Here is a 24195-nt window from a genome sequence, read left to right as displayed (position 1 = left end):
GGACCAACGATATATATATTAGGATCGAAATCTGGTCCAATTCCATCGAGCCGATTTGTATATATAAATCTGCCGAATTTTATCGAATGGATACTCGGCTGACGCATGACAGATGGACTGGAACGCACGGATGCTCACTGCTCGCCCGGCCGACATGGCGGCCTACGCGACCCCGCCCAAGAGCCTCACGACCGATTTCGACTTTCCGGTGCGGGAACGCCTCGTTCCGAAGCAGAACGAGGTTCTCGTCCCCGGCGCCACGCCGGACGTGGCCCATCTGCTGCTGGCCGGCCATACCTGCCGCTACCGCATGCTGCAGGATGGCCGACGCCAGATCACCGCCATCCTGGTGCCGGGGGACATCTGCGACCTGGAGGCGCTCCTGGCCGGGCGCTCCAGTTATGCCGTGAGCACGCTGACCCGCTGCACGCTCGGCGAGATCCCGCTCTCGCGCTTCGCATCGACCCACGATCCGGTCCTGGCGGCGGCGCTGCAACGGCGCCTGCGCCGCGACGAAGCCATCGCCCGCGAGTGGATCGTCAGCCTCGGCCGCCGGGACGGGATCGAGCGGACGGCGCATCTGCTGTGCGAATTGCGCTGGCGGCTCGCCGAGGTCGGGCAGGCGACGGACGACAGCTATGAATTGCGCATCACCCAGCACGACCTCGCCGATGCGCTCGGCCTGACCTCGGTGCACGTCAACCGCGTGCTGATGAACCTGCGCGCCGAACGGCTCATCCACCTGAAGGGCGGCCGGCTGACGATCATCGACCGCACGCGCCTGAAGCATCTGGCGCAGTTCGATCCGGCCTATCTGGTCCAGTGACCGCCGCATGGGCGCGGCGCGGTCGGTGCCGGCCGGTCGGCCGCATCCCGGCGGGTTCCGGGATGCGGCCTCGCGGAGGCAGGCCGGCCCGCATCAACGGGTCGGCAGCGCGGTCGCGGTGACGACCCGGGTCGCGACCGGGGCGGCCGGGACGAGACGGGGCGTGGTCGCCAGCTCGGCGGCGGGACGCGCGGCCGAGATCGCGCGGGCCTGCTCACGGTAGAGCGGCGGGGTCAGGGCGATGGCCTCGTCCGCGACGGCGGAGCCGATCGTCGGCAGGGTGGCCAGGGCGGCGACGATGAAGGAACGCAGGGTCATGGTGGGATACCTCTCGCTGTCCGGGTCAGGGGCCCGGTGTCGAGGCGATATCTACGCTGCACTGCGTCATGATCCAAACAGATCGGATCGATACTTCAAATCGATCTCGTCAATGATGGCCAGGCATCGTGGGCGGGCGGGGCATCGGCCGAGACCTCCGGTTTCAACCGACGGGTGCGGTCCGCCGATCGCCATGCTACGCCTCTCGGGTCAGCCGAGCTTGCACGGATACTGATCCTCGAACCGGGACGTCACATGCTGGGCTGGTTTCGTGCGCTGATGCCGAGGGAAGACCGGTTCTTCGACCTGTTCGAGCGTCATGCCGCCACCCTGGTCGCCGGCTCGGACGCCCTCCGGGCCCTGCTCGACGGCACCCAGGACGTGCCGGTGGCCTGCCAGGCGATCGCCGATCACGAGGATGCGGCCGACGCGATCACCCGCGAGGCCCTGCTGGCGGTGCGCCGAACCTTCATCACCCCGTTCGACCGGAGCGACATCCAGGCCCTGGTCGGCTCCCTGGACGATGCCATCGACCAGATGCTCAAGACCGCCAAGACGGTGCAGCTGTTCGAGGTCACCGCCTTCGAGCCGTCGATGCGCGAGATGGGCGCGGTGATCCAGGAGGCCGCCGCCGCCACCGCCGAGGCGCTGCCGAAGCTGCGGGCCCTGGGCGAGAACGCCACGATCCTGAACACTCTGACCGAGCGGGTGATCCAGCTCGAAGGCCGGGCCGACGACCTGCACAATGCCGGGCTGAAAGCGCTGTTCAAGGCCTCCCGGCAGGATCCCATGGCCTTCGTGGTCGGCTCCGAGCTCTACGACCATCTGGAGAAGGTGATGGATCGGTTCGAGGATGTCGCGAACCAGATCAGCAGCATCGTGGTCGAGCATGTCTGAGCCGACCGCGTGACCCTCCTGATCCTCCTCATCGCCGTCGCCCTGGTCTTCGATTTCCTGAACGGGCTGCACGACGCGGCCAATTCGATCGCCACCATCGTGTCGACCCGGGTGCTCGCACCCCGCTACGCCGTCATCTGGGCGGCGTTCTTCAACTTCGTGGCGTTCCTGATCTTCGGCCTGCATGTGGCCAGCACGGTGGGATCCGGCATCGTCGACGTCACCATGGTGACCGACCGGGTGATCCTGGGCGCGCTCGGCGGTGCGATCAGCTGGAACCTGATCACCTGGTATGCCGGCATCCCGTCCTCGAGCTCGCACGCCCTGATCGGCGGGTTGCTCGGGGCCGGCATCGCGAAGGCGGGCCTGAGCGCGATCGTCTGGCCCGGGGTGATCGCCACCAGCGCCGCGATCGTGCTCTCCCCGGCCCTGGGCTTTGGCCTCGGGCTGCTGCTGATGCTGGCGGTGTCGTGGATCTTCGTGCGCGCGACGCCCCACGCGGTGGACCGGCTGTTCCGGGGGATGCAGTTCGTCTCGGCCTCGCTCTACTCGCTCGGCCATGGCGGCAACGACGCGCAGAAGACCATGGGGATCATCGCGGTGCTGCTCTACGCCCACGGGGAGGCGGGCGGCGCGTTCCACGTCCCGCTCTGGGTGGTGCTGTCCTGCCAGACCGCCATGGCGCTCGGCACGCTGCTCGGCGGCTGGCGCATCGTCCACACGATGGGCTCGAAGATCACCCGGCTGTCGCCGATGCAGGGCTTCTGCGCCGAGACCGGCGGGGCCGTGACCCTGTTCGCCGCCACCGCGTTCGGGATTCCGGTCTCGACCACCCACACGATCACCGGGGCGATCATCGGCGTCGGCGCGGCCAAGCGCGTCTCGGCGGTGCGCTGGAACGTCGCCCAGGGCATCGTGGTCGCCTGGGTGGTCACGATGCCGGCCGCGGCCCTGGTGGCGGCCCTGGTCTACGGCGTCGCGGGCTTCGTGCTGCCGTGACCGGCCGGCGCGCGAGCAGGATTGTTGCACCGGTAACGCTAAATTTTAGCTCGCCGATATAGCAAATTGTATAGGATTGTGGTGTAAATTTTACTATTCCTCAATCAGGGTCCAGTTGTTGCTTATCGCGGCCCTCCTATTCGTGGTCGGTGTGCTGGAAGGCTGGCGCTACCGGGCCCAGATGGTGGTGGCGAGCTCGATGCTCATCGCCCTCGTCTGCCTGCCGCTCTGGGCGCTCACCGCCACGATCGACGCCGAGAAGCTGCTGGTGCTGCTCGCCTACCTGGCCGCGCATCAATCCGGCTACCTCGTGGGGGCCTATATCGGCGCCGGCCTCCACCGGGATCGGTGAACCCACTCACCAGGTCCAGACGACCCGGCCCGTATAGAGATAGATCACCACCCAGATCCCGATCGACACGGTCAGCCACGTCACGACGACTGGTAGCGGCGGCCTCTCGCCCGACTCGCGGCGCAGTCTCGCGAATGCGTCTTTCACCATCAGCCTCCCGTGCGCGACCTGCGCTGCAGACGCGAACGGAAGGGATCCGGGGAAAGTTTCAGGCTGCCGCCGCATCGGCCCGCGAGCGCCGGGACGGGCGCCCTCGGGTCGCTCGGGGCTCAGGGCCCGAATTGCACCGGAACGCTGAGGTCGGCCACCCCGGTCTCGGCCAGCAGCTCGGCGGGGGGCGCCTTGAACGGGCTCGCCCCCTGCACCGCCCGGAGCGCCCGCTGGTCGAGGCCGCGCGAGCCCGAGCTGCGCTCGATCTCGGCCTGGCGCACCGCGCCGTCGGCGGCGATCTCGACGCGCACCACCACCGTGCCGGCCGCCCCGCGGGTGTTCCCGCGCCGGTCCGCCCGATCGACCGCGTCGATCCGCGTGACGAGGGCCGACAGCCAATGGCGCACCGCGGGCGAGACGCCCGTCCGCGCCTCCGCCAGCCAGGGCACCAGCAGGAGACCGAGCACGACGGTTCCGTGAGTCAGCAGACGTGACGACATGCTGGAACAACGACCCTGTGGCTGATTGGTAGCCCGGCTATCCTCACGCCGAAGGGTTTACCGGTCGTGACCCTGCGGGCGAGCCGATGCGACGCGTTGCCCGCAGTGATACGGGACGCCGCGCGGCCGCGACGCCGCGGCTTGTGGGCCGTACCTCCCTGCGCGTTGGGCTCGACCCGGGCCGGCACGGCGTATCGGACGTGCGCGGGGGAAACTTGATCCAGGATGTGAAAGCCGCCTAGCCTCGCGCTTATGAACGGCGATAACCCCGGTTTCGACCCAAGGGGTCGCCGCGGACATCCGCCCGGACACGGGGCGGACCTGCGGCGGCGCCCGGCAAGTCCCCGCCCGGACACGCCCGAAACCCCGGTGCGGCTTCCGCATTCACCCTTGATCCAGGAGAAGGCCCACATGACCCGATTGGCGGAGCTGCAGAGCGACCCCGCATTCCAGCAAGCCGTGCTCGCGGTGCGCGGTGCGGCCAGCACGCTGAGCGGCCGCGCCGTCACCGCGGAGGAAGCCAGCTTCCTGGTCGGCATCGCGCTGGCGACCTTCGCCAGCTCCGGCGGCCTCAACGAGCCGAGCCTCAGCCGCCTCGCCCGGTTCTCCGACACAGTCGGGCAGAACGAGACCGTCGACAGCCTGATGAAGCACTGAGGGCGACTCCGGCGTCCAGGCCCGGCGAAGGCCCGGTGGAACCGGCTACAGAAAGCCGATCCGCCGGGCCAGCATCACGACCAGGGCCAGGCAGGCCGCGAGGCTGACTCCGAGCATCGCGACATTCGTCCAGAACCGGACCGGCCGGCTGGAGCCCTCGATCCCGCTGGCGCGCAGCCTGACCCAGGGAACGTAGAGGAAGAGCGCCACCACCGTCAGGACCAGGAACGCGAAGGTGGCGAACCGGCCGGACAACAGCGCAGCCCCGGCCAGGACGGTCCAGCCGAGGACGATGCCCACCATGGTGAAAAGGGCCGTCGTGTTCACGTCCGCATCATCCCTCACGCGGATGGATCGATCCGCAATCCTGCGCGGCACGAAGGCGTGACCGGATCACGGTCGGTTCTCGTACGATCCGCGGCGCGGGTTCAACGCGCCGCGCAAGGGTTCGCGAGAACCGTGAACCAATTACGCTGACCTGGGGATGTCTGAGAGATATCTGGTGCTGCGAGACAGGATTGAACTGTCGACCTCTTCATTACCAATGAAGTGCTCTACCACTGAGCTACCGCAGCAAGCGCCGTGGCGACCCCGCTGGGGGGCGTGTCCGTCCGGCTGAGAGGGGCCATAAAGGATCGACGGGGCGTTGGCAACGGTCGATTACGCGTCCGTCGGTTTAACTTGGCGGCAGGCGGCGCGAATGATCGCCGCGAGGCCCGGCTCGGACACGGCCTCGGCCGCCTCCGCCGGGGTGAACCAGCGCAGCTCGCGCTGGTGGACCTCGGGGAAATTCTTGAGCTGCTTGCGCACCTCGAGCGGGAAGACCTTCACCTGGCACAGGACGGCATCCAGGTTCTTCAGGCGCTTCTGGTAGAAATAATAGCCGAGCGGCCGCTTGCCGACATCGCCGCGCAGGCCGGCCTCCTCGTAGGCTTCGCGGGCCGCCGCCTCGAACGGCTTGCGGCCCTTCATCGGCCAGCCCTTCGGGATCACCCAGCGCCGGCTCTCCCGCGAGGTCACCAGCAGGATGCGGTTCTCACCGTCGCTCCCCAGCTGGAACGGCAGGACGCCGACCTGGCGGCGCGGCTCGGCCTCGTCCTCGACGGCGGCCGTCACGGCCGCACCGGGCGGGACGAAACCCGTATGGAGCCCCGCCGGGTCGGCAGCGGGACTGGAAGGTGAAGCGGCGAACGGATGGTCGGGCCCTCGATCGGCGGTTGCCTGAAGCAGCAAGAAAATACGCTGTATCAGCAACAGCCGTCAACGTAACCGCGCGAGCCAAGGAGAAGTTCAGCACAAAACTGATAATTCCACCTCAGCTCTTTCGTTATCCGACTAACGTCAGGCCCGTGGCCGCACTATCCGGCCCGGCGGACCGGATGTTCGCCGGCGGCCGGGACCGCGGCGGCCGCCATCCCGGCCGAGACCGGATCCGCCGCCGGGGCAGGGGCGGTCTTGCTCGCGGGCATGATGGTCGGAAGCGGGGCGGCCGGCGTCGGGGCCGGATGTGCCGGGACGAGAACGGGCTGCGTCTCCTCGGGTTCCTCCGGCTCCATCGCGGGGGCGGCGGCGGCCAGCGTGTTCGGGGGCTCGCGCCACACGAAGGCGTCGAGCCGGCCGGTGACCGGCGAGACCGGCGCCCAGGTGTCGGAGGCGATCCCGTCGGCGATCCAGACCGGGTCGCGCGGCGCCCGGGCCGCCCGGGCCAGCCATTCGCGGGCCTGTCCGGACGCGGCACCGTGCTCGGCCTCCTCGATCGCCGCCATCATCAGGCTGGAGCGCACGGTCGGGCGGTCGGCGAGCAGCGGCTTCAAGGCCTCCCGGGCCCGGCCGTAATCGCGGGCATCGAGCGCCGCCTGCGCCACGGCGAGACGGGATTCCGGATCCCAGGAGGACAGCTTGGCCAAGGTCTCGGCCCGGGCCAGGCGGTCGCGGACCGAATCGCCGGGGCGCAGGCCGAGATAGACCTTGGCGAGGTCGGGATGCGGATTGGCCTTCCAGGCCGTCTCGACGACCTTGGCGGCCTTGCGCAGGTCGCCCCGGCGGGACAGGAGCCGGCCGGCGATGCAGGCCGCCGGGACCAGGTCGGGGGCGAGCTTGACCGCCTGCAGCGCACGTTCCGCGGCGAGCTCGGGCGCGCCGGCCTCGCGCTCGCCGGCGATCGCCGTCAGCAGCACGGCGCGCTGGCGTCGGGCGGTCGGCTTGTCGATCAGTCCGAGCGACGAGCGACGCTCGATGGTCTCCAGGGCCGAGGCCCAGTCGCCGTCGGCGGATTGCGCCTCGAGCATCGCCTCGTTGGCCCAGGTGACGCTCGGGGCAAGGCGGGCGGCCTCCACCGCGTAGGCGCGGGCGGCGGTCTCGTCCTCGCGGCGGCGGGCCTCCACGAACAGGCCGCGCAGGCCGAGAACCCGGGTCTCGGGGTCGTCGACCATGCGCTGGAAGGCGCTCTCGGCGGCGTCGCGGTCGCCCGAGATCTGGGCCGCCTGCGCCTTGAGCAGCAGGGTCAGCGGCTCGGGCCCGAGCAGCCGCTCGGCATCCCCGGCATAGCGGCGGGCGGCGAGCGGATCGCCCGAGCCCACCGCCACCATCCCGCGCGAGAGGGCGGACAGGCCCTTGGCGCGGCGGCGCTCGGCCGAGCCGCGGACCAGCGCCTCCGGCAGGCCGATCACGCCGCGCACGATCGCCCAGAGCAGGCCGAGGACGATCGCGGCCGCGATGACGCCCACCAGGGCGACCGCGAGGCTGGTGCCGATCTGGTAGCCGTTCCAGACGATGGTGACGGTGCCGGGCCGGTCGGCGATCCAGACCGCCCCGAAGGCGGCGAGTGCGAGCAGGGCCAGGAAGGCGAGGGCGCGCCACATGGGGTCAGTGTCTCCTGTCGATGGCCGCCGGGCGGCCGCCGCTGGGTCCGGAAGGGGCGGGGCCGCTGGGGGCCCGCCCGGATTTGATGCAGCCGCGCAGCGCGCGGGTCGGCGCCGTCACGCCTAGCGGCCGGATGACGCCGCCGGAGCGGCACCGGGGGCCGGATCCGTCGGCAGGGCCTTGAAGGCGCCGGCGAGCAGCGTCCGCACGGCCTCCTCGGCGGCGGCCCTGGCCTTGAGCTTGGCGGCGAAATCCCCCGCCTGGTCCCGCGCCTCGGCCGGCAGCGCCGCGAAGGCCGCGGAGGCCGCCGGGAGGTCGCCGCGGTCGAGGGCTACCTGGACCTTGGCCTCGGGCTCGTCGGACGCCTCCGGCGTCGCGGAGGGCGTATCGACCTTGCGGACCTGCACGAGACCGTCGGCCATGCTCAGGAGCTTGGTGCGGAAATCGCCGGCCTCGGCCGCGCTCTTGGCGCGCTGCGCCCGGCGCTTGGCCGCGATCTGCTCGGCGATGGGCCGGAAGTCGTTGGCGAGCTGCGCCGTCGTGGGCGCGCCGGATTCGGCGAAGGGCGCGAGCGCCGCCGCCTGGGATTCGGCCCCGGGATCGAGCTTGCGCAGGGTCGCGAGCGGCTCCGCGTAGGGCATGCCGGCGGCGAGCGCCGACGCCACCCGGTCGGCCACCACGACCCGCAGGGCCGCCTGGACGGTGGCGACCTCGGCGCGCTGGGCCAGGCCCTTGTCGAGGGCCGCGATCCTGTCGGCCTGCTCCTGCAGGCGGCGATCGACCGCCTTCGCGGCCTCGGCCGCCTGAGCCTGGCCGGCCTCGGCGGCGGTGCGGCTCGCCTGCGTCGCCGCCTGGACCGCCTCGGTGGCGGCCTTCACGCGGGAATCGAGGGCCTGCTGCAGCGCGTCGAGGCGCTGCCCGAGGGCTGCGTCGGCCTCGGCATTGGCCTTGGTCCGCTGCTCGACCTCGCCCTGCAGGGCCGCGATCTTCTTCGACGCCTCGGCGACCTCACCCTTGGCGGACTGATCCGATTCGAGCGCCTTCACCCGCGCATCGAGATCGGCCACCTGCTTCGGATCGATGGCCTGGACCGCGCCGAGCTTCGAATCGGCCTGCTGGTCGCGACCGGGCTCGCGGCCGGGTTCCTCCTGGAGTGCGGCGACCCGCTGATCGAGGCTGTCGAGCCGCGCCGCGAGATCGGCCGGCACGGCCGGGGCCGCCCCGGGGGCCTGACCCTCGTTTGTGGTGCCGCCGGGCGCCGGGGTCTTCTCCAGCGCCTGCCGGGCCGCGGTCTCGGCGGCGGCGACGCGCTTGTCGAGCTCGGTGAGGGCGTCGCGGGGGGCGAGCCCGTCCACGCGCTTGTCCAGCGAGGCGACCTGGCCGGACAGGGACGGATCGACGGCGTTCGGGCGCAGCATGCCGCCGATTCCGGCGCGCTCGGCGCCGAACAGCGCGCCCGCGCCGATCAGGCCGCCGAGCAGGCCGGCCGCCGCCAGCGAGCCGAACCCGGCCCGGGCGCGCCCCGGCTGCGGGCTCGGGACCGTCACGGCCTTCCCGCCCGGGACCGGTCCCTTCGGGGGCTCCTTGCCAGCATCCTTCGGCGTGTCCTTCTCTCCGTCCTTCGGCGTCTCCTTGCCGGGCGGCGGCGGATCGGGGATGCGCTTGGCCTTGAGATCGAGGATCGGGCCGGCCGTCACCGCGGCGGACGCGGCACCGGCCGCGGTGGCGCCGGGGCGGGGCGTACCGCCCGCCTGCGCAGCCGCGCCGGGCTGACCGGGCTTGCCGGGATCCGCTTTGCCGGGCTCGACCTTCGCACCCGCCGTCGCGGGACCGGTGGCGCCGGGCTGCGACGCCGGGGCCTTGCCGTCACCCGGACGGCCGGACGGCCCCGGGCCGGACTTCGCGAGATCCGCGGCGCCCACCGGCGTGGTTGGTTTGCCGGCTTCGGGCTTGCCCTCTGTCGCGCCGGGGCCGCCCGGCCTCGCGGTCGTGACCGGCTCGGTCGCCGGCTTGGGCGGCGTGGCACTCGGCGCCTGATTCGCGGCGGCCTGCGCGGGCTTGGCGCCGCCGACTGCGGGCGCCGGCGACTTCGCCCCGGGCTTCACGTCGCCGGGCTTGGCATCGCCAGACTTGACCTCGTCCGGCTTCGGACCGCCGGTTCCGGGCTTGTCGGCGTCGCTGGGTGGTGGCGTCACGGGCAAGTCCTCCAACTCTTCGGCGTCGCCGCGCCCCCGTAGCACCGCCGCGGCACCGGGCGCGAGGGCGAGATACGGCGGCTCTGTCGCTCTGTCACCGCGCGCCGTCACCGAGGCGAGGCGCAAGGGCATCGAGCAGGTCCGTTTCCCGCGGTCGTCCCGCGACGAAATGGACCGCGACGCCGGCTGCTTCCAGGGGAAACGCGACATCAGCCGACAGGCAGTAATGCCTCAGGCGGCGGAAAGCTCCGCCGTGTCCCGATTGGTCTGCGAGCGCCAGGGCGAGGGCCGCGCTGCGGCGGGAATAATGCAGCGCGGCATCGAGCGCCCCGGCGGCCAGCGCGGCGTTCACGGCTTGGGGCAGGGCGGGCAGCGGCTCCGCCGCGTAGGCGACGACGAGGTCGACCGCGAATCCGGCCGCCGCCAGGCTCGAACCGGGCTCGGCCTTGCGCTCCGCCCCGGTGGCGTGGAGCAGCCGGGCGCCCGGCGGCAGGCTCTCGGCGACCAGGGCGGCGAGCCCGGCCGCGTCGCCCGGCCCCTCGCGCACCGGCCCGAGCCCGGCCGCGCGCGCCAGGGCGGCGGTGCGAGCCCCCACCGCGAAGACCGACAGGCCCCGCAGGGCGGCGGCGTCCCGGAGCGCCGGCACGGCGTTGGCGCTGGTGAGCAGCAGGCCGTCGAAGGGGCCCTCGGGCGGCGCCGCGCCGGTCGGCCGCACCGCCAGCACGGGGGCGACGAGGGGCGCATGCCCCCGCGCCGCCAGCGCCGCGCCGGTCCGGGAGGCCCCCGGCTCGGGCCGGGCGACCCAGACGCGCAACCGCTAGCCTTCCAGGGTCAGGCGGACGCCGTGGCGCGCCTGCCCGCCCGGCGGGAGCAGGCGCTGCGAATCGCGCTCCTGCAGCGGGCCCGAGAAATCCGCCCAGTCGGCGTAGCCGGTCCAGCATTCCAGCGACAGGAACGGCGCGGTCGGCTTGGTCCAGACCGCGAGATGCGGGAACTCCTCCATCTCCATCCGGATCGCCTTGTCGGGCCCGGTGAAGCGCATCCGGCGGCTCTTGGCGTTCCGGAACACGAAGGCTTCGGTGAAGATCTCCGGGTCCAGCGGCAGCGTGCTGCCCACCAACGGGATCGGCTGCTCCGCGCGCAGCAGAAGGCCGCCGGGGCCGACCTGCGGCGCGAATGGGCGCTCGGCCTGCTCGAACTCGACCGCGTAGCCGCCATCCTTGGCCCGCGCGCCGCCCGCGAAGGGCCACGGGAAGGCCGGGTGGAAGCCGAGCGCGTAGGGCAGGGGCGCGTCGCCCGGATTGGCCACGGTGACCTCGAGATCGAGGCCGGCGGGACGCACCCGGGCGGCGACATCGAGCCGGAACGCGAACGGGTAGTGCCGCCGGGTCTCCGGCCCGTCGGCCAGCCGCAGAATCACCGCGTCGGCGCTGCGCTCCACCACCGAGAAGGGCAGGTCCCGGGCGAAGCCGTGCTGCGCCATCGGGTAGGTCTCGGACCCGACCGTCACCTGCCCGCCGGCCGAGGCGCCGACCACCGGGAAGAGCCAGGGGGCGTGCCGATTCCAATGCGCCGGGTCGCCGCTCCACAGATACTCGGCCCCGCCGACCCGCCAGGAGACCGGCTCGGCGCCGTGGGTGGCGAGCGTGGCCGTGGTTCCATCCGGCGCGGTCAGGTCGATGCGCGTGCTCAAGCGGGCCTCCCGGGCGATCCTCGGACAGCCGAGGTAACGGACGCGGGCCGGGACGCAAGGGGCGCGGGCCCTCGACAGGCGCGGCGGCCCGGAGGTTCGCCCCGCCCCCGTCCGCCGCCGACACGCGGGATCGTGCTCGGCGGCCTGCCACGGCCCCCGAGACCCGCATGAGCGGAAACGCCGTTCGTCTGTTTCCGTACGGAGCCCGCGGAAGCGGAACCGTCTGTGCCCGTGTGACGCGGTGGATCGCCTTCGCCCTGCGGCAAAATTCCGAGACGAAACAGCGGCCGCCGACCCGCCGGATCGACGGCCGAAGACGCGCGCGCCGAGACCGCCTTCAACCACGCGTCTATAGCTGCCACAACCCGAGATTTTATAACCTATATTAGAAGCAGTCGTTTTTGGATCGCGCGATACGTCAGATTAACGGTCTAAAAAGCGGATCACTATAGCCAGAGAGTGCTATCTCCGTCCCCGGTTTTACATGATGCTCAAGGTCGTTGGCTGCTTCGTCGATTCCCATGATGTCTGGCTCGTCGGTCTGGCGGCTCTGACATGCGCCCTGGCGACGACCACGTGCATCGAGCTTCTGCGGCATGCCCGCAAGGCGACCCCACGGATCCGGGCGGTCTGGCTCTGCGTCGCGGCGGTCGCCGGGGGATCCGGCATCTGGGCGACCCACTTCATCGCCATGCTGGCCTTCGAGCCGAACCTGCCGAGCGCCTACGCCGTCGGCCTCACGGGCCTCTCGCTCATCTACGCCATCGCGATCACCGGGCTCGGCCTCGCCATCGCGATCACCCCCGCCCTGCCGTTCGCGGCCGCGCTCGGCGGCGCCGTCCTCGGGCTCGGCATCGCGGCCATGCATTATACCGGCATGGCCGCGTTCGAGATCGCCGGGCACATCCGCTGGGATCGCGCCCTCGTGGCGGCGTCCCTGGTCCTCGGCGCGTTCTTGGCCGGCGCCGCCCTGCCGGTGGCGCTTGCGGGCGAACGGCTGAAGGGACGCCTGACGGGCGCGCTGCTGCTGCTGCTCGCGATCTGCAGCCACCATTTCGTCGCCATGGGCGCGGTCACGATCGTGCCCGATCCGGGCGTCCTGATATCGGAGAGCGCCATCCCGGCGCGCTGGCTCGCCGTCGGCGTCGCCCTGGCGAGCCTGGCCATCCTGTTCCTCGCCGGCGCGGCGCTGACCCTCGACATCCGCGATCGCCGCCAGGCGGTCCTGGAACGGGAGCGCCTGCACAGCCTCGCCAACGCCGCGGTCGAAGGACTGGTCGTGTGCCGCGGCGATCGCATCGTCAGCGCCAACGACAGCTTCGGCACCCTCGTGGGCGTCGCCGCCGCCGACCTGTCGGGAATCCCGCTGTCGCGGTTCCTGCCGGAAGCCGCGACGCGCCTGGCGCTGGCCACCCCGGCGGATCAGCCGGTGGAGACGGAGCTGCAGCGCGCCGAAGACGCCGCCAAGATCCCGGTCGAGCTGATCGTGCGGCCGGTCACCTACGGCAACCAGCCGCATTACGCCATCGCGGTCCGCGATCTGCGCGCCCGGCGCCGGGCCGAGGGACAGATCGAGTTCCTGGCGCACCACGATGCGCTGACCAGCCTCGCCAACCGGGCGCGCTTCAACCAGCGCCTGGATCAGGAACTGAAGGTCGCCAAGGTGACGGGCCGGCGGCTGGCGGTGCTCTGCCTCGACCTGGACCGGTTCAAGGAGGTCAACGACCTCTTCGGCCACGCGGCCGGCGACGCCATGCTGATCACCGTCGCGAAGTCGGTGAGCGCGCTCCTCGACAAGACCCAGCTGATGGCCCGGCTGGGCGGCGATGAATTCGCGATCCTCATGCCCTGCGATCAAGCGATCGCGGCCGGGCGCCTGGCCGAGCAGATCCTGGACGCCCTGCGCAACAGCGCCGACGGGGCCGGCCCGACGATCGCCACCAGCGTCGGCATCGCGCTCTTCCCCGACGACACGGATGAGCGGGCCTCGCTCCTGAGCTACGCCGACACGGCCCTCTACCGCGCCAAGTCCGAGGGCCGCGGCACCTACCGGTTCTTCGAGGCGCGCATGGGCGCACAGGTCCGCGAGCGGGGCCTCCTCGAACACGACATGCGGCATGCCGTGGCCCGCGGCGAGATGCACCTCGTCTACCAGCCGCAGACCGATGTGCGGGACGGGTCCGTGCTCGGCTTCGAGGTGCTGCTGCGCTGGCAGCATCCGCAGCGCGGCGCGGTGCCGCCGGGCCTGTTCATCCCGATCGCGGAGGAGAGCGGCGCGATCCTGCAGATCGGCGAATGGGTGCTGCGGGAAGCCTGCCGCGAGGCCGCCGGCTGGCCGAACCCGCTCACCATCGCCGTCAACGTCTCGGGCCTGCAGCTCCACGCGCCGCACTTCGCGCAGCTGGTCCACGAGGTCCTGTTCCAGACCGGGCTGAAGCCCGAGCGCCTGGAGATCGAGATCACCGAGACGGCCCTGATCCGCGATCCCGCCCGGGCCCAGTCCACCCTGCGCCAGCTCAAGGCCCTGGGGGTGCGCATCGCCATGGACGATTTCGGGACCGGCTATTCCTCCCTGTCGAACCTGCGGACCTATCCGTTCGACCGGATCAAGATCGACGGCTCGTTCATCCGGGCGGTGGACGGCAACGAGCAGGCCGCCGCGATCGTCCGGTCCGTGCTCGGCCTCGGCCGTGGCCTGGGCCTTCCGGTCCTGGCCGAGGGCGTCGAGACGGAGGCGGAGCTCGGTTTCCTGGTCAGCGAGAATTGCGACGCCGCGCAGGGCTACCTGATGGGCCGGCCCGCCGCGATCGCGACGTTCGCCGCGCATACGCACGGCCCGGAACCCGAGAGTGACGGGCAGGCTCTGGTGGCCTGACCGCCTTCGTTCACGCCACGGCTCCCAACCCCGGCAGGATCGTCTCCGGCGGCCCGGAGGCGACGAGGCGCCCCGCCTCCAGGACGTGGACCGCGTCGGCCCCCTCCAGGGTGGAGAGCCGGTGGGCGATCAGGATCAGGGTGCGCCGGCCCGCGAGCGCCCGCAGGGCGCGCATCACCGCTCCTTGCGTCTCGTCGTCCAGCGCCGAGGTCGCCTCGTCGAACACGATCACGTCCGGGTCGTGGTAGAGCGCCCGGGCGATGCCGATCCGCTGGCGCTGGCCGCCCGACAGCCGCGCCCCGCGCTCGCCGACGCGCTCGCCGTAGCCCCGGGGCAGGGCGGCCACGAAGTCGTGGGCGCCGGCGAGCCGGGCCGCGCGCTCGACCGCGGCGCGATCCGGCGCGTCGAGGCCCAGCGCAATGTTCTCGGCCACCGTGCCGTCCACGAGAAACACGTCCTGCGGGACGTAGCCGATGCGGTTCTGCCAGGCGGGGCGGGCGCTCGCGTCGAGTTCCCGCCCGTCCACGGTGACCCGGCCGGTGCCCGGGGTGAGCACCCCCAGCAGCAGGCCCGCCAGGGTCGATTTGCCCGAGCCGGTGCGGCCGGCAAGACCCACCGTGGTGTTGACCGGGATGGTGAGGTCGATGCCGCTGAGCGCCGGCCGGCCGGTGCCGTAATCGAAGCCGATGTTTTCCAGCCGGATTTCCCTCGCAAAGGGGAGGCGCTCACCGGTGCGAGGCGCGGGATGACGTTCGTCGGCGAGCTCGTCGACGATCACCTGCACCACCGGGCTGTAGAACCGCATCAGCGAGACGGAGGTAAAAATGTTCTGGAAGGCCGGCAGCATCCGGTAGCCCGCGAAGGCGAACAGGCCGAGCAGCGGCAGGATTCCGGCGACGTCGAGCCCCTGGGCGAGGGCGAACAGCACCACCACGATCACGCCGCCGAAGGCGAGGGCCTCAATGACGAAGCGCGGCATCTGGCCGGTGAGCAGGCTCGCCGCCGTCGCGACCGCGTAGGCCCGGGCCGGGGCGTCGAACCGGCCCGCGAAGGCCTCGGCCCGGCCGTAGAGCTTCAGTTCCGTCAGCGCCCCGAAGGTCTCCTGCACGATCCGGAACCGGGCCTCGTTGTCGGTGACCGAACGGCCGCCGAGCCGGGCGAGCCGGGCCCGCATGATCAGGTAGATCCCGACATAGAGGCCGCCGAAGCCGCCCCCGAGGATCAGGGCGAGCTGGGGCGCGTAGGCCAGCAGGAAGACGATCACCGCGAGCGCCGAGGTCGCCCGGGAGGCCAGCACGGTGGCCGGGGTCAGCACGCCGACCACCAGCCGGTCGGTCTCGGACAGGACGTTCTTGGCGAGCTCGGCGCTGTTGGCCTGGGCGAAGAACAGCCGCTCCCGGTCGAGGTAGCGGAACAGCAGCCGCCGGCTGAACCCGTAGCCGGCCAGATGCGTGAACAGGAGCTGCGCGTAGGTCAGCCCGGCATTGACCACGGCGGTGGTCAGGATCGCCAGCAGCGCCGCCCCGCCGGTGACCAGCAGGAAGCTGCGCTCGTCGGCGAGGCCGAGGGTCTCACGGGCCTGGGCGAGGTAGGGCACCCGGGTCGCCGCGGAGGGGTCGCCGACCAGGGTCAGGAACGGGATCACCGAGGCGACGCCGACCACCTCCAGCAGCGCCGCGACCGCCAGGCCCAGGGCGATCAGGGCGAGCCGGCGCCGGTCGCGCGCGCGCATGATGCGCACGAGGTCGATCAGCGCGCGCATGGTTCGGGACGGGTCGGCGGAAGGGCTCGCATGGCCGGGCCGGGCTTAGAGGGCCCGGTGCCGGAGGGGAAGGTGGCCGGGGGCGGAAGGCGCGATGAAGATCCGCCCGGTGCCCCGAGAACATGGGACGCCCATCCAACCCCCTCATCCTGAGGTGCGAGCGCAGCGAGCCTCGAAGGAGCCCTCCAGGGATCGCGCGGCCGGCTGGAGGCCTCCGCTTCGCTCCGTCGCCTCAGGATGAGGGGGTTGGGTGGGAGAGCGGGCGCCTAGCCGGACCGTCAGTCGAGCTTCTTCAGCGAGCCCAGATCGACGTCGCCGTTCTGGCTGGAGAAGGTCAGCGACTGGGTGCTGCCGTCCGCTTGCGAGACGCCGCCGATCCGGTGGTCGCCGCTGTCGTAGGTCGTGACCTGGCCGTCGCGCTCGATCAGGAGCCGGTGCTTGTCCGGGAAGAACGCGTATTTCATGCCGTTCTGGGAGCCGCTGGTCGCGGGCTCGCCGAGATCCTTCGGCCAGAAGGGCTCCATGCCCTTCATCGGTTCCATCGGCTTCATGGGTTCCATCGGCTTCATCGGTTCCATCGGCTTCATCGGTTCCACGGCGCATCTCCTGTCCGGATCGGTGACGGGAGGACGCGGCAGGGCGGAAACGGTTGCATGAGCTGCCTGCCGCCGGACAGCGATGCGGTCCGGCGGCGGGCGAATGCGGCGCGGCCCGATCTCAGGGCCGGGCGCCCGGCACCGGCCGCTCGCGGACCTGGCCGTCGAAGCCGACATGGAGTTCGTGCTCGCGCCCGTCCCGGTCCTTAGCGGCGACGTCGAGGTGGCGCGGGCCGCGTCCGGTCACCCGCACGTCGCCGTAGCCGGCGGCCTGGACGGCGGCGGTGAGCGCCGGCACGTCCGGATTCGGCCCGAGGCCCAGCCGGTCCTTGGCCCAGTCGAGGCTGCCGGTCGGAGGCCCGCCCGCCGGCCCGATCACCACCTTGCGGCCGTCGCCGTGGGTCAGGACGCTGGCATGCAGGAACCCGGTCTCGAACCGGCCCTGCACGGTCACGGCCTCGCCCTTGGCGACCAGGGTGCCGCCCTCGCCGGCGGGCCCGGTCTCGACCAGCGCCCGGCCGGTGGGATCCTGGACCACGAACTTGTTGCCGTAGATCTCGGCGACCTCACCCTTGATCGCGGTGGCGCTCGACGGGGCGAGCGCCTGGATCGCCACCGGATCGACCGGGGTCGGCTGGAACGGCGTCCCCTGCGCCAGGGACAGGCCGGCGGCGCCCAGCGCCAGGGGCGCCGCGATCGCGGCCACCACCCAGGTCCGGGCCGGGATCGTTCTGGCGGTCTTGGCGGGGGCGGGCTCGCGGATCTCCCGGGCGGTGCCGTCGATCGTGGTGTGGTCGGTCATCTGAATCGTCCTTCCGAAGGCTGGGGACCCGATCGGTCCGTGGCGCCTTCGTAAGTCGCCCCCGCGAATCCGGCCTGAACCGCCCGGTTCAGCCCCGGTTAAACCCGGCTCCCTATGGCCGGATCGGCGCCGAGACGCGCGGGCGATCAAGGACTTGGCCGCGCGTGCCGATGCGGGATGCCGGATTGACGGGCCGCGTGAGAAATCGGCCCTAACTTCCCGTCGCCGCGCGCTTTCCGGCATTGGGCCGGGTTTGGGGGAGGGCGAATCCGTGAAGATCCTGCTGGTCGAGGACGACGCGGCCCTGGCCACCGAACTGGCCAAGGTCCTGCGCGCGGAGAACTTCGTCCTCGACCGGGCCGCCACCGGCGAGGACGCGCAGCATCTCGGCGAGACCGAGGGCTACGACGCGGTGGTGCTCGACCTCGGCCTGCCCAAGGGCGACGGCGTCTCAGTGCTGCGCGCCTGGCGGGCCGCCGGGCAGACCCTGCCGGTGCTGGTGCTCACCGCCCGGGACGGCTGGAGCGACAAGGTCGCGGCCTTCAAGGCGGGGGCGGACGATTACCTGGTCAAGCCGGTGCGGGTGGAGGAGCTGGTGATCCGCCTGCGCGCCCTGGTGCGCCGGTCGCAGGGCGGCGGGGCGAGCCGGATCGCCTGCGGCCCCCTGAGCTTCGACACCGGGCTGGGCGCCTTCGAGCACGAGGGCCTGCCGCTCAAGCTCACCGGCCTCGAATGGCGGGTCCTGTCCTGCCTGATGCTCAACCGCGACGCGGTGGTGCCGCGCCCGCACCTGATCGAGCGGGTCTACGAGGGCGACGCGGATGTCGATTCGAATTCCGTGGAGGTGATCATCACCCGGTTGCGCCGGAAGATCGCCCCGGCCCGGATCGAGAGCGTGCGCGGCCACGGCTACCGCCTGCACGCGGATCCGGCCTGATGCCGCCGCCGAAGAAGGGCCCCCCGCCGCGCCGCTCCCTGCGGACCCGCCTGCTCGCGGCCGCCCTGGCGCTGGTGCTGGCGGCGCTGGTGGTGGCCGGCCTCGCCATCGGGGTGATCCTGCACCGCTTCGTCCGCGGGCAGATCGAGGGGCATCTCGATGCCCAGATCGTCGCGCTACGGGCCGGGCTGGAGGCGGGGCTCCTGTCCCAGAACCGCGACGCGCCGCCCTTCGACCGGGACGGGCCGGGCTGGGCCTGGGAGGTCCGCCGCGGGGCCGAGACCTACGGCTCGGGCTCCCTGCGGGGCGGCCACATCACCGTCACCGATCCGGGGCCCGACGACGCGGCCGATCACCCGCATCCGGCGGACGGCACCGGGCCGCGGGGGGAGCGGCTGATCCTGCGCATCCTCGACGTGCCGGGGACGCCCCCCGCCACGATCATCGCGGCGGCACCGCGGGCGGCCCTGTACGGGCCCCTGCGCGAGGCCCTGACCAGCCTGGCCCTGGCGCTCGGGGTGCTCGGCCTCTGCCTGATCGCCGGGCTGGCCCTGCAGGTGCGTCTCGGCCTGGCGCCGCTGCGGCGCCTGCGGGCCGACCTCGCCGCCGTGCGCGCCGGGCGCCGGGAGCGGGTGCCGGAGGAGCAGCCCGCCGAGATCAAGCCGCTGGTGGCGGAGCTGAACGCGCTGCTCGACCAGAACGCGCAGAACCTCGAGCGCGCCCGCGGCCACGTCGCCAACCTGGCCCACGCCCTCAAGACGCCGCTCGCGACCCTGTCGATGGCCCTGGCCGACCGGGCCCGCGATCCCGACGGGGCGCTGCGCCTCCAGGTCGACGACATGGACCGGCGGGTCCGCCACCACCTGCGCCGGGCTCGCGCCGCGGCGCTGGCCGGCTCGGCCCGGGGGCGCACGCCCCTGGCGCCGCGCGTCTCGGACCTGCGCGACGCGCTGGTGCGGCTCTACGCCGAGAAGGGCGTGGCGATCGACCTCGCCGTGCCGGACGCCCTATCCGTGCCCTGCGAGGAGCAGGATCTCGACGAGATGCTCGGCAACCTCGTGGACAATGCCTGCCGCTGGTGCCGCAGCCGGGTCCGGGTCGTGGCCGCCGGCGAGGCGAGCGGCATCGTGGTGCGGGTCGAGGATGACGGGCCGGGCCTCGACGGCGCGGCCGCCGCTGCAGTCATGGAACGCGGCCGCCGCCTGGACGAGGGCGTGCCGGGCCACGGCTTCGGGCTGCCGATCACCCTCGAACTCGCCGAGCTCTACGGCGGCGGGCTCACCCTCGGGCGCTCGGAGCTGGGCGGGCTGAAGGCGGAGCTGACCCTGCCGGCGTGAGGCTGGACGACCAGGCTTCGCCGCGATCGACCGCGTCCACTACGTTCGGCTCGATCGCAGGCGTGCGATCTCGCTCGGCCCAGTCTCGAGGTAAAAGCGGATCGCATCCTCGACCAGAGCGTCGGGCGTGACACCCGCCGCCTTCGCGGCCCGCGTGACCTGGAGGCCAAGCGCAAGATCGACGCGCAGGTTGGCACCCTGGCTCGGCGGCGTCGATGCAGGGGCAGAGGCAGAGGCAGAGGCAGGTATCGGCGCAGCACTGTTCCGCGACTCGAGCTTGCCAAGCTTCGCTTCGCGGCGGCCCCGGTGGACGAGAGCGTCGGCGCGCTCATTGAGACGGTCGCCCGCATGGCCTCGGACCCAGGTCCATTTCACGTCGCGCGCCGCGTTCAGTTCGTCGAGGCGCTTCATGAGGTCGACATTCTTCACGTCACCCGTCGTCGTGCGCCAGCCTTTCGCCTTCCAACCGCGCATCCACTCGGTCACCGATTTGACGACGTACTGGCTGTCGCACCGCATCTCGATCGCGGCCCCGGCCGGGAAATGCTCGAGGCCCTTGATCGCAGCCGTCAGCTCCATGCGGTTGTTGGTCGTGGTGCCGGGTTCTCCGCCGCACAGCTCGACCGTATTGTCCGGAGCCGCAACGACGACCCCCCAACCGCCTGGCCCGGGGTTCGGGTCGCAACCGCCATCGGCATAAACGATCGTTCGCATCGTGGCGTCAGCCCTTCCGTAGGGGGTGGTCGATAGGAGGCCGCCAGCGATGCCCGAAATTGGCTGACAGATCGTATCTCCAGCTCAGTGCGAGACCCGCTGAAGCACGGCGCACCGTGCAGCCTCGCCATGCGGATGACACGCCGCAGGGAGGGTGGGCGTCGCGCGCGTCAGCGAGATCGAGAGTGTCGCAGATCCGCCGCCCTCAAGGGAACTCCCCCCGCGGCACTCAGACTCAAACGCGATGCGCTGCTTCACGCCGAGCCGAATTGGCCGGACGGCCGACGAATGGATGCTTTCGAGACGCGCCAACGGCTGTCTTCACGACTGGCCTCGGTCGAAAGCAGCCTCCCTAAGCGCAAGCTGATCGGGCTCAGCCAAACGAGGAATGCCGCCCGGTCGCTGCGCTCGCAAACCCGCCATGGCCCCGCATCGATCAAGCCAGCGCCGCCCGCAGGATCGGCCGGATGCGCGGGTCGATGCAATGGGCGACGTTGAAGCGCATGTAGCCGTTCCAGTCGTCGGACAGGCTGAAGGCCGTGCCCGGGGCCAGGACCATGCCCTGCGCCAGCGCCCGGCGCGCCACCTCGGCGCCGTCGCGCCCGTCCGGCAGGCGCATCCACAGGAAGAAGCCGCCCCGGGGCTGCGCCCACGGCTCCAGGCCGCAGGCGCCGAGTTCGGCCGAGGCCTGGACCATGGCGCCGGCGAGCCGCCGCTTGGTCTCGGCGAGGTGCCGACGATAGCAGCCCTCGGTGATCAGGCTGTGCACCAAAGCCGCCGTAACGTGGCCGTTGCCCAGGCTGAGCGCGAGCTTCAGGTCGACCAGGGGCTCGACCCAATCGGCCCGGAGCGCGATCCAGCCGCAGCGCGCGGCCGCCGACAGGGTTTTCGAGAAGCTGCCGATCTGGATCACCCGCTCCAGCCCGTCGAACCCGGCGAGCCGGGGCGCCGGCTCGGGCTCGAGATCGCCGAAGATCTCGTCCTCGACGATCAGGGTGTCGTGCGACTCGCACAGCTTCAGCAGCCGGTGCGCGATGGCCGGGGCGAGGCTCGCGCCGGTCGGGTTCTGGAGCGCCGCGTTGGTCAGGTAGAAGCGCGGCCGGTGCCGCTCGAGCAGGGCGCCGAGGGCCCGCAGGTCCGGCCCCTCCGGGGTCAGCGGCACGCCGATGACCGAGACCCGGTGCGCCCGCAGCAGCGCAAGGAAGTTGAAGTAGCAGGGATCGTCCACCAGGACGGTGTCGCCGGGCTGGAGCAGGAACCGGCAGACCAGGTCGAGGGCCTGGGTGGCCGATTCGACCAGCACGATCTGGTCCGGCTCGGCGCCGACGCCCTTCTCGGCGATCTTGCGGGCGATCTGGATCCGCAGGGGCTCGTAGCCCAGCGGCCGGTCGTAATTGGTCATCTCGGCCAGATCCGCCCGCGCCACCCGGCGCAGGCCCCGCCGGATCGCCTCGTGGGGCATCCAGGAATCCGGCAGCCAGCCAGCCCCGGGCTTGAGCTGGTCCGAGCCGGCCTGCTGCGCCTGGCGGGTGATCCACAGGGGGTCGACGATCCGGTCGAGCCGCGGCCCCATCGCCTGGAGCGAGAGCGGCCGGGTCTTGCCGGCGACGTAGAAGCCCGAGCCCGGCCGCGCCACCAGGGTGCCCTCGGCGGCCAGCCGGTCATAGGCCTCCACCACGGTCGACTTCGACACGCCCATGGATTCCGCGAAGGCCCGCACCGACGGGATCCGGACCCCGGGCACGAGGTGGCGCGCCGCGATGCGCTCGCGGATCTCGCCGGCCACGATCTCGACGCGCGTCCCGGTGGGCTTAGGCGCGACCTGCATCCGTACTGCCTTTCCGACCGGACAATTCTTCGAAAGCGTACCGAACTGTTCCTGTCGCCGCCAGCCCGGCCCGGTCAGGATCGTCGCGTCCTGAGGAGATGGAGGATCGCGCCATGGACCAGTGCCTCACCGAGACCGCCCGCGCCGGCACCCCGCCGTCCTGGATCGCCCGGATCGTCGGGGCGATCACCGAGACCGCCGCGGAGGTGCGGTCGGAGCTGTCGCGCGCGGCGATGAACCGGCGCGTCCTGCACCGGCTCTCGACTCTGTCCGAGCGGGAGCTGAAGGATATCGGTCTGACGCCGCAGGACGTCGCCGACGCGGCGGTGCCGGGTCTCCGCGACGCCACCGACCTGCTGATCGGCCGGCGCGAGGCCCGCCGCCGGGCGCGGGGCGCACGCGCGTGGTGAGGCGGGCCGGGGCGGGGACAGTTGCAAGGACAGTGGCAAGGACCGTTGGATGACGTTGCGCGACACGCTGTCGGCGATCCTGGTGGTCACGATCCTCGGCGCCAACTTCGTGGCGATCAAGATCGGCCTCGAGACGACCCCACCGCTGCTGCTCTGCGCCCTGCGCTTCGCCCTCGCGGCGATACCGGCCGTGCTGGTGATCCGGCCGCCCCGGGCCCCGGCCACCCTGGTGATCGTGTTCGGCCTGGCCCTGGGGGTCGGTCAGTTCGGGTTGCTGTTCACGGCGATCCGGCTGGGCATGCCGGCCGGCCTGTCGTCGCTGCTGATCCAGGTCCAGGTGCCGTTCACGGTGGCACTCGCCTGGCTGTTCCTGCGGGAGCGGCCGCGCGGGCTCCAGGTGCTCGGGGGCGTGGTCGCCCTCCTGGGCACGGCGACGATCGCACTGGGTCGAGCCGGGGGCGCACCGCTCGGGCCACTACTGCTGGTCGTCGCGGCCGCGTCGGCCTGGGCCTGCGCGAACGTCACCGCGAAGCGGATCGGGCGGGTCGACATGCTCGCCCTGATGGTCTGGGGCAGCCTCGCCACCGCGGGGCCGCTGCTGGGCCTGTCCCTGATCGTCGAGGGACCGGCCGCCCTCGCCACTCTGGCGCATCCGGACTGGGCGGCCGTGACGTCGATCGCCTTCCAGGCCTATCCGACGACCCTGCTGGCTTTCGGCCTGTGGAACCGGCTCCTGACCCGCTATCCCGCGGCGGCCGTGACGCCGTTCGCGCTGCTCGTGCCGGTGGCCGGCATCCTGAGCACGCACCTGATGCTCGGCGAGCCGCTGAGCCCCGACATCCTGGCGGGCGGAAGCCTGATCCTCGCCGGAATCGCCCTCAGCATCCGCGGCGGCCGCAGGCGTAATGTGGATCCGATGCGCGTGGCGGTGGATGCGCCACCGCGGGCCGTCAGCTGAGCCGCCGATACGCGCGTGACGTTCGGCAGACTTGCACGGACGCCCATGCCGCCGCCGCGTCATCCCGCGCCACGAAGGCCCCCGGGATGACACGGCGATGGTCGCGGCGCGGACAGAGAAGCGAGTGTCAGGTCGCGCAGGAGCTCCGGCTAAACGGGTCGGGTTCGACAGCGCGGATACACCGAGCCGTCAGGGCCCCAGCCGCAGCGCGAACGAAAAACGGCCCCCAAAATGATCGGAGGCGCGGTTCGGTCCTGATATCGGGGGATCGTGGAAGTGGCGCGGGCGACGGGGCTCGAACCCGCGACCTCCGGCGTGACAGGCCGGCACTCTAACCAACTGAGCTACGCCCGCACGGCGTGGTCGCCTCGAAGGGGCGTTTCGCCCGGCGACGGGGCGGGGTTTATGGGCCAGGCGGGGGACTGTCAAGCGCGTCCGTGGCGGTTTCGTGCGGGACGCGACCGGATGGCCTGCGCGCTTGCGTCGTGTTGCAGGGCTGCCGCGCACGCCCACATCCCTACACAAGA

The 24195-nt window shown here is 72.0% G+C and carries 24 protein-coding genes and 2 tRNA genes; 10 read left to right on the top strand and 16 right to left on the bottom strand.

What is annotated here, in order from left to right:
* The first annotated feature begins 130 nt into the window (after window positions 1–130).
* Window positions 131–826 carry a Crp/Fnr family transcriptional regulator gene (locus BMZ47_RS05670; protein WP_007560797.1) on the top strand — a complete coding sequence of 232 codons (696 nt, stop codon included), beginning with the start codon at window positions 131–133 and terminating at the stop codon, window positions 824–826.
* 93 nt (window positions 827–919) lie between these two features.
* Here the strand turns inward: BMZ47_RS05670 and BMZ47_RS05665 are convergent, their stop codons facing one another.
* Window positions 920–1144: a hypothetical protein gene (locus BMZ47_RS05665; protein ID WP_007560795.1), complete on the bottom strand. Its 225-nt coding sequence runs from the start codon at window positions 1142–1144 to the stop codon at window positions 920–922.
* Window positions 1145–1399: 255 nt separating this feature from the next.
* Here BMZ47_RS05665 and BMZ47_RS05660 point away from each other — a divergent pair, with 255 nt between their 5' ends.
* The 3 genes from BMZ47_RS05660 to BMZ47_RS05650 all read left to right on the top strand — a co-directional run bounded on the left by BMZ47_RS05660 (window position 1400) and on the right by BMZ47_RS05650 (window position 3392).
* The gene (locus tag BMZ47_RS05660; RefSeq protein WP_007560793.1) at window positions 1400–2041 is read left to right on the top strand and encodes a DUF47 domain-containing protein; all 642 of its coding nucleotides are present in this window, start codon (window positions 1400–1402) and stop codon (window positions 2039–2041) included.
* 9 nt (window positions 2042–2050) lie between these two features.
* Window positions 2051–3040 carry an inorganic phosphate transporter gene (locus tag BMZ47_RS05655; RefSeq protein ID WP_007560791.1) on the top strand — a complete coding sequence of 330 codons (990 nt, stop codon included), beginning with the start codon at window positions 2051–2053 and terminating at the stop codon, window positions 3038–3040.
* A gap of 118 nt (window positions 3041–3158) precedes the next feature.
* A complete protein-coding gene (locus BMZ47_RS05650; protein ID WP_244536736.1) occupies window positions 3159–3392 on the top strand; it encodes a hypothetical protein in 234 nt (77 codons plus the stop codon).
* Window positions 3393–3398: 6 nt separating this feature from the next.
* On the opposite strand, the gene BMZ47_RS28420 is transcribed toward BMZ47_RS05650, so the two are convergent.
* Together BMZ47_RS28420 and BMZ47_RS05645 are read right to left on the bottom strand one after the other, a co-directional pair.
* Window positions 3399–3542 (bottom strand): hypothetical protein, encoded by a 144-nt coding sequence (locus BMZ47_RS28420; protein WP_167368999.1) that lies wholly within the window; start codon window positions 3540–3542, stop codon window positions 3399–3401.
* 119 nt (window positions 3543–3661) lie between these two features.
* Window positions 3662–4042 carry an energy transducer TonB family protein gene (locus BMZ47_RS05645; protein WP_039902476.1) on the bottom strand — a complete coding sequence of 127 codons (381 nt, stop codon included), beginning with the start codon at window positions 4040–4042 and terminating at the stop codon, window positions 3662–3664.
* A 411-nt stretch (window positions 4043–4453) separates the two neighbouring features.
* Between BMZ47_RS05645 and BMZ47_RS05640 the strand changes: the two genes are divergently transcribed.
* Window positions 4454–4699 carry a hypothetical protein gene (locus BMZ47_RS05640; protein WP_007560783.1) on the top strand — a complete coding sequence of 82 codons (246 nt, stop codon included), beginning with the start codon at window positions 4454–4456 and terminating at the stop codon, window positions 4697–4699.
* 45 nt (window positions 4700–4744) lie between these two features.
* Here the strand turns inward: BMZ47_RS05640 and BMZ47_RS05635 are convergent, their stop codons facing one another.
* From BMZ47_RS05635 to BMZ47_RS05605, 7 genes are all read right to left on the bottom strand, one after another.
* On the bottom strand, window positions 4745–5026 hold the full coding sequence (locus BMZ47_RS05635) for a hypothetical protein (protein ID WP_007560782.1): 282 nt from the start codon (window positions 5024–5026) through the stop codon (window positions 4745–4747).
* Window positions 5027–5199: 173 nt separating this feature from the next.
* Window positions 5200–5274: transfer RNA gene (locus BMZ47_RS05630), tRNA-Thr, on the bottom strand.
* A gap of 85 nt (window positions 5275–5359) precedes the next feature.
* Window positions 5360–5815, bottom strand: coding sequence for an NUDIX hydrolase (locus tag BMZ47_RS05625; RefSeq protein ID WP_007560780.1), 456 nt, complete (start codon window positions 5813–5815; stop codon window positions 5360–5362).
* A 242-nt stretch (window positions 5816–6057) separates the two neighbouring features.
* Window positions 6058–7560, bottom strand: a complete 1503-nt coding sequence (locus BMZ47_RS05620) for a heme biosynthesis protein HemY (RefSeq protein ID WP_091859552.1) — start codon at window positions 7558–7560, stop codon at window positions 6058–6060.
* 123 nt (window positions 7561–7683) lie between these two features.
* The gene (locus BMZ47_RS05615) at window positions 7684–9756 is read right to left on the bottom strand and encodes a translation initiation factor 2 (protein ID WP_244536735.1); all 2073 of its coding nucleotides are present in this window, start codon (window positions 9754–9756) and stop codon (window positions 7684–7686) included.
* A gap of 94 nt (window positions 9757–9850) precedes the next feature.
* Window positions 9851–10570 carry a uroporphyrinogen-III synthase gene (locus tag BMZ47_RS05610; RefSeq protein ID WP_091859546.1) on the bottom strand — a complete coding sequence of 240 codons (720 nt, stop codon included), beginning with the start codon at window positions 10568–10570 and terminating at the stop codon, window positions 9851–9853.
* Between the two features lie 3 nt (window positions 10571–10573).
* Window positions 10574–11449, bottom strand: coding sequence for an aldose 1-epimerase family protein (locus BMZ47_RS05605; protein ID WP_091859543.1), 876 nt, complete (start codon window positions 11447–11449; stop codon window positions 10574–10576).
* Between the two features lie 487 nt (window positions 11450–11936).
* Here BMZ47_RS05605 and BMZ47_RS05600 point away from each other — a divergent pair, with 487 nt between their 5' ends.
* The gene (locus BMZ47_RS05600) at window positions 11937–14324 is read left to right on the top strand and encodes a bifunctional diguanylate cyclase/phosphodiesterase (RefSeq protein ID WP_091859772.1); all 2388 of its coding nucleotides are present in this window, start codon (window positions 11937–11939) and stop codon (window positions 14322–14324) included.
* A 10-nt stretch (window positions 14325–14334) separates the two neighbouring features.
* Here the strand turns inward: BMZ47_RS05600 and BMZ47_RS05595 are convergent, their stop codons facing one another.
* The 3 genes from BMZ47_RS05595 to BMZ47_RS05585 all read right to left on the bottom strand — a co-directional run bounded on the left by BMZ47_RS05595 (window position 14335) and on the right by BMZ47_RS05585 (window position 17484).
* Window positions 14335–16086: an ABC transporter ATP-binding protein gene (locus BMZ47_RS05595; protein WP_091859541.1), complete on the bottom strand. Its 1752-nt coding sequence runs from the start codon at window positions 16084–16086 to the stop codon at window positions 14335–14337.
* A gap of 278 nt (window positions 16087–16364) precedes the next feature.
* A complete protein-coding gene (locus BMZ47_RS05590; protein WP_244536742.1) occupies window positions 16365–16673 on the bottom strand; it encodes a hypothetical protein in 309 nt (102 codons plus the stop codon).
* A 130-nt stretch (window positions 16674–16803) separates the two neighbouring features.
* Window positions 16804–17484, bottom strand: coding sequence for a DNA-binding protein (locus BMZ47_RS05585; RefSeq protein WP_091859538.1), 681 nt, complete (start codon window positions 17482–17484; stop codon window positions 16804–16806).
* Window positions 17485–17755: 271 nt separating this feature from the next.
* Between BMZ47_RS05585 and BMZ47_RS05580 the strand changes: the two genes are divergently transcribed.
* Window positions 17756–18421 carry a response regulator gene (locus BMZ47_RS05580; protein WP_091859534.1) on the top strand — a complete coding sequence of 222 codons (666 nt, stop codon included), beginning with the start codon at window positions 17756–17758 and terminating at the stop codon, window positions 18419–18421.
* Window positions 18421–19758, top strand: coding sequence for a sensor histidine kinase (locus BMZ47_RS05575; RefSeq protein WP_091859531.1), 1338 nt, complete (start codon window positions 18421–18423; stop codon window positions 19756–19758). The genes BMZ47_RS05580 and BMZ47_RS05575 overlap by 1 nt, the downstream gene beginning before the upstream one ends.
* A 39-nt stretch (window positions 19759–19797) precedes the next feature.
* On the opposite strand, the gene rnhA is transcribed toward BMZ47_RS05575, so the two are convergent.
* Together rnhA and BMZ47_RS05565 are read right to left on the bottom strand one after the other, a co-directional pair.
* Window positions 19798–20472 carry a ribonuclease HI gene (rnhA, locus tag BMZ47_RS05570; RefSeq protein ID WP_091859527.1) on the bottom strand — a complete coding sequence of 225 codons (675 nt, stop codon included), beginning with the start codon at window positions 20470–20472 and terminating at the stop codon, window positions 19798–19800.
* Between the two features lie 436 nt (window positions 20473–20908).
* Window positions 20909–22300, bottom strand: coding sequence for an aminotransferase-like domain-containing protein (locus BMZ47_RS05565; RefSeq protein WP_007560757.1), 1392 nt, complete (start codon window positions 22298–22300; stop codon window positions 20909–20911).
* Window positions 22301–22413: 113 nt separating this feature from the next.
* Between BMZ47_RS05565 and BMZ47_RS05560 the strand changes: the two genes are divergently transcribed.
* Window positions 22414–22710, top strand: coding sequence for a DUF1127 domain-containing protein (locus BMZ47_RS05560; RefSeq protein ID WP_091859766.1), 297 nt, complete (start codon window positions 22414–22416; stop codon window positions 22708–22710).
* A 49-nt stretch (window positions 22711–22759) separates the two neighbouring features.
* Window positions 22760–23668 (top strand): EamA family transporter, encoded by a 909-nt coding sequence (locus BMZ47_RS05555; protein WP_091859524.1) that lies wholly within the window; start codon window positions 22760–22762, stop codon window positions 23666–23668.
* Window positions 23669–23945: 277 nt separating this feature from the next.
* Here the strand turns inward: BMZ47_RS05555 and BMZ47_RS05550 are convergent.
* Window positions 23946–24022: transfer RNA gene (locus tag BMZ47_RS05550), tRNA-Asp, on the bottom strand.
* Between the last annotated feature and the right edge of the window lie 173 nt (window positions 24023–24195).

The organism is Methylobacterium brachiatum, from assembly GCF_900113845.1.
GTDB classification, from domain to species: domain Bacteria; phylum Pseudomonadota; class Alphaproteobacteria; order Rhizobiales; family Beijerinckiaceae; genus Methylobacterium; species Methylobacterium brachiatum.
This window is presented reverse-complemented; position numbering and strand designations above follow the sequence as displayed.

Bases quoted from the DNA above. Each gene is read 5' to 3' on its own strand.
- BMZ47_RS05670 (WP_007560797.1), top strand. From the start codon at position 131: ATGCTCACTGCTCGCCCGGCCGACATGGCGGCCTACGCGACCCCGCCC.
- BMZ47_RS05665 (WP_007560795.1), bottom strand. From the start codon at position 1,144: ATGACCCTGCGTTCCTTCATCGTCGCCGCCCTGGCCACCCTGCCGACG.
- BMZ47_RS05660 (WP_007560793.1), top strand. From the start codon at position 1,400: ATGCTGGGCTGGTTTCGTGCGCTGATGCCGAGGGAAGACCGGTTCTTC.
- BMZ47_RS28420 (WP_167368999.1), bottom strand. From the start codon at position 3,542: ATGGTGAAAGACGCATTCGCGAGACTGCGCCGCGAGTCGGGCGAGAGG.
- BMZ47_RS05645 (WP_039902476.1), bottom strand. From the start codon at position 4,042: ATGTCGTCACGTCTGCTGACTCACGGAACCGTCGTGCTCGGTCTCCTG.
- BMZ47_RS05640 (WP_007560783.1), top strand. From the start codon at position 4,454: ATGACCCGATTGGCGGAGCTGCAGAGCGACCCCGCATTCCAGCAAGCC.
- BMZ47_RS05620 (WP_091859552.1), bottom strand. From the start codon at position 7,560: ATGTGGCGCGCCCTCGCCTTCCTGGCCCTGCTCGCACTCGCCGCCTTC.
- BMZ47_RS05600 (WP_091859772.1), top strand. From the start codon at position 11,937: ATGCTCAAGGTCGTTGGCTGCTTCGTCGATTCCCATGATGTCTGGCTC.
- BMZ47_RS05595 (WP_091859541.1), bottom strand. From the start codon at position 16,086: ATGCGCGCGCTGATCGACCTCGTGCGCATCATGCGCGCGCGCGACCGG.
- BMZ47_RS05590 (WP_244536742.1), bottom strand. From the start codon at position 16,673: ATGAAGCCGATGGAACCGATGAAGCCGATGGAACCCATGAAGCCGATG.
- BMZ47_RS05585 (WP_091859538.1), bottom strand. From the start codon at position 17,484: ATGACCGACCACACCACGATCGACGGCACCGCCCGGGAGATCCGCGAG.
- BMZ47_RS05575 (WP_091859531.1), top strand. From the start codon at position 18,421: ATGCCGCCGCCGAAGAAGGGCCCCCCGCCGCGCCGCTCCCTGCGGACC.
- rnhA (WP_091859527.1), bottom strand. From the start codon at position 20,472: ATGCGAACGATCGTTTATGCCGATGGCGGTTGCGACCCGAACCCCGGG.
- BMZ47_RS05565 (WP_007560757.1), bottom strand. From the start codon at position 22,300: ATGCAGGTCGCGCCTAAGCCCACCGGGACGCGCGTCGAGATCGTGGCC.
- BMZ47_RS05560 (WP_091859766.1), top strand. From the start codon at position 22,414: ATGGACCAGTGCCTCACCGAGACCGCCCGCGCCGGCACCCCGCCGTCC.
- BMZ47_RS05555 (WP_091859524.1), top strand. From the start codon at position 22,760: ATGACGTTGCGCGACACGCTGTCGGCGATCCTGGTGGTCACGATCCTC.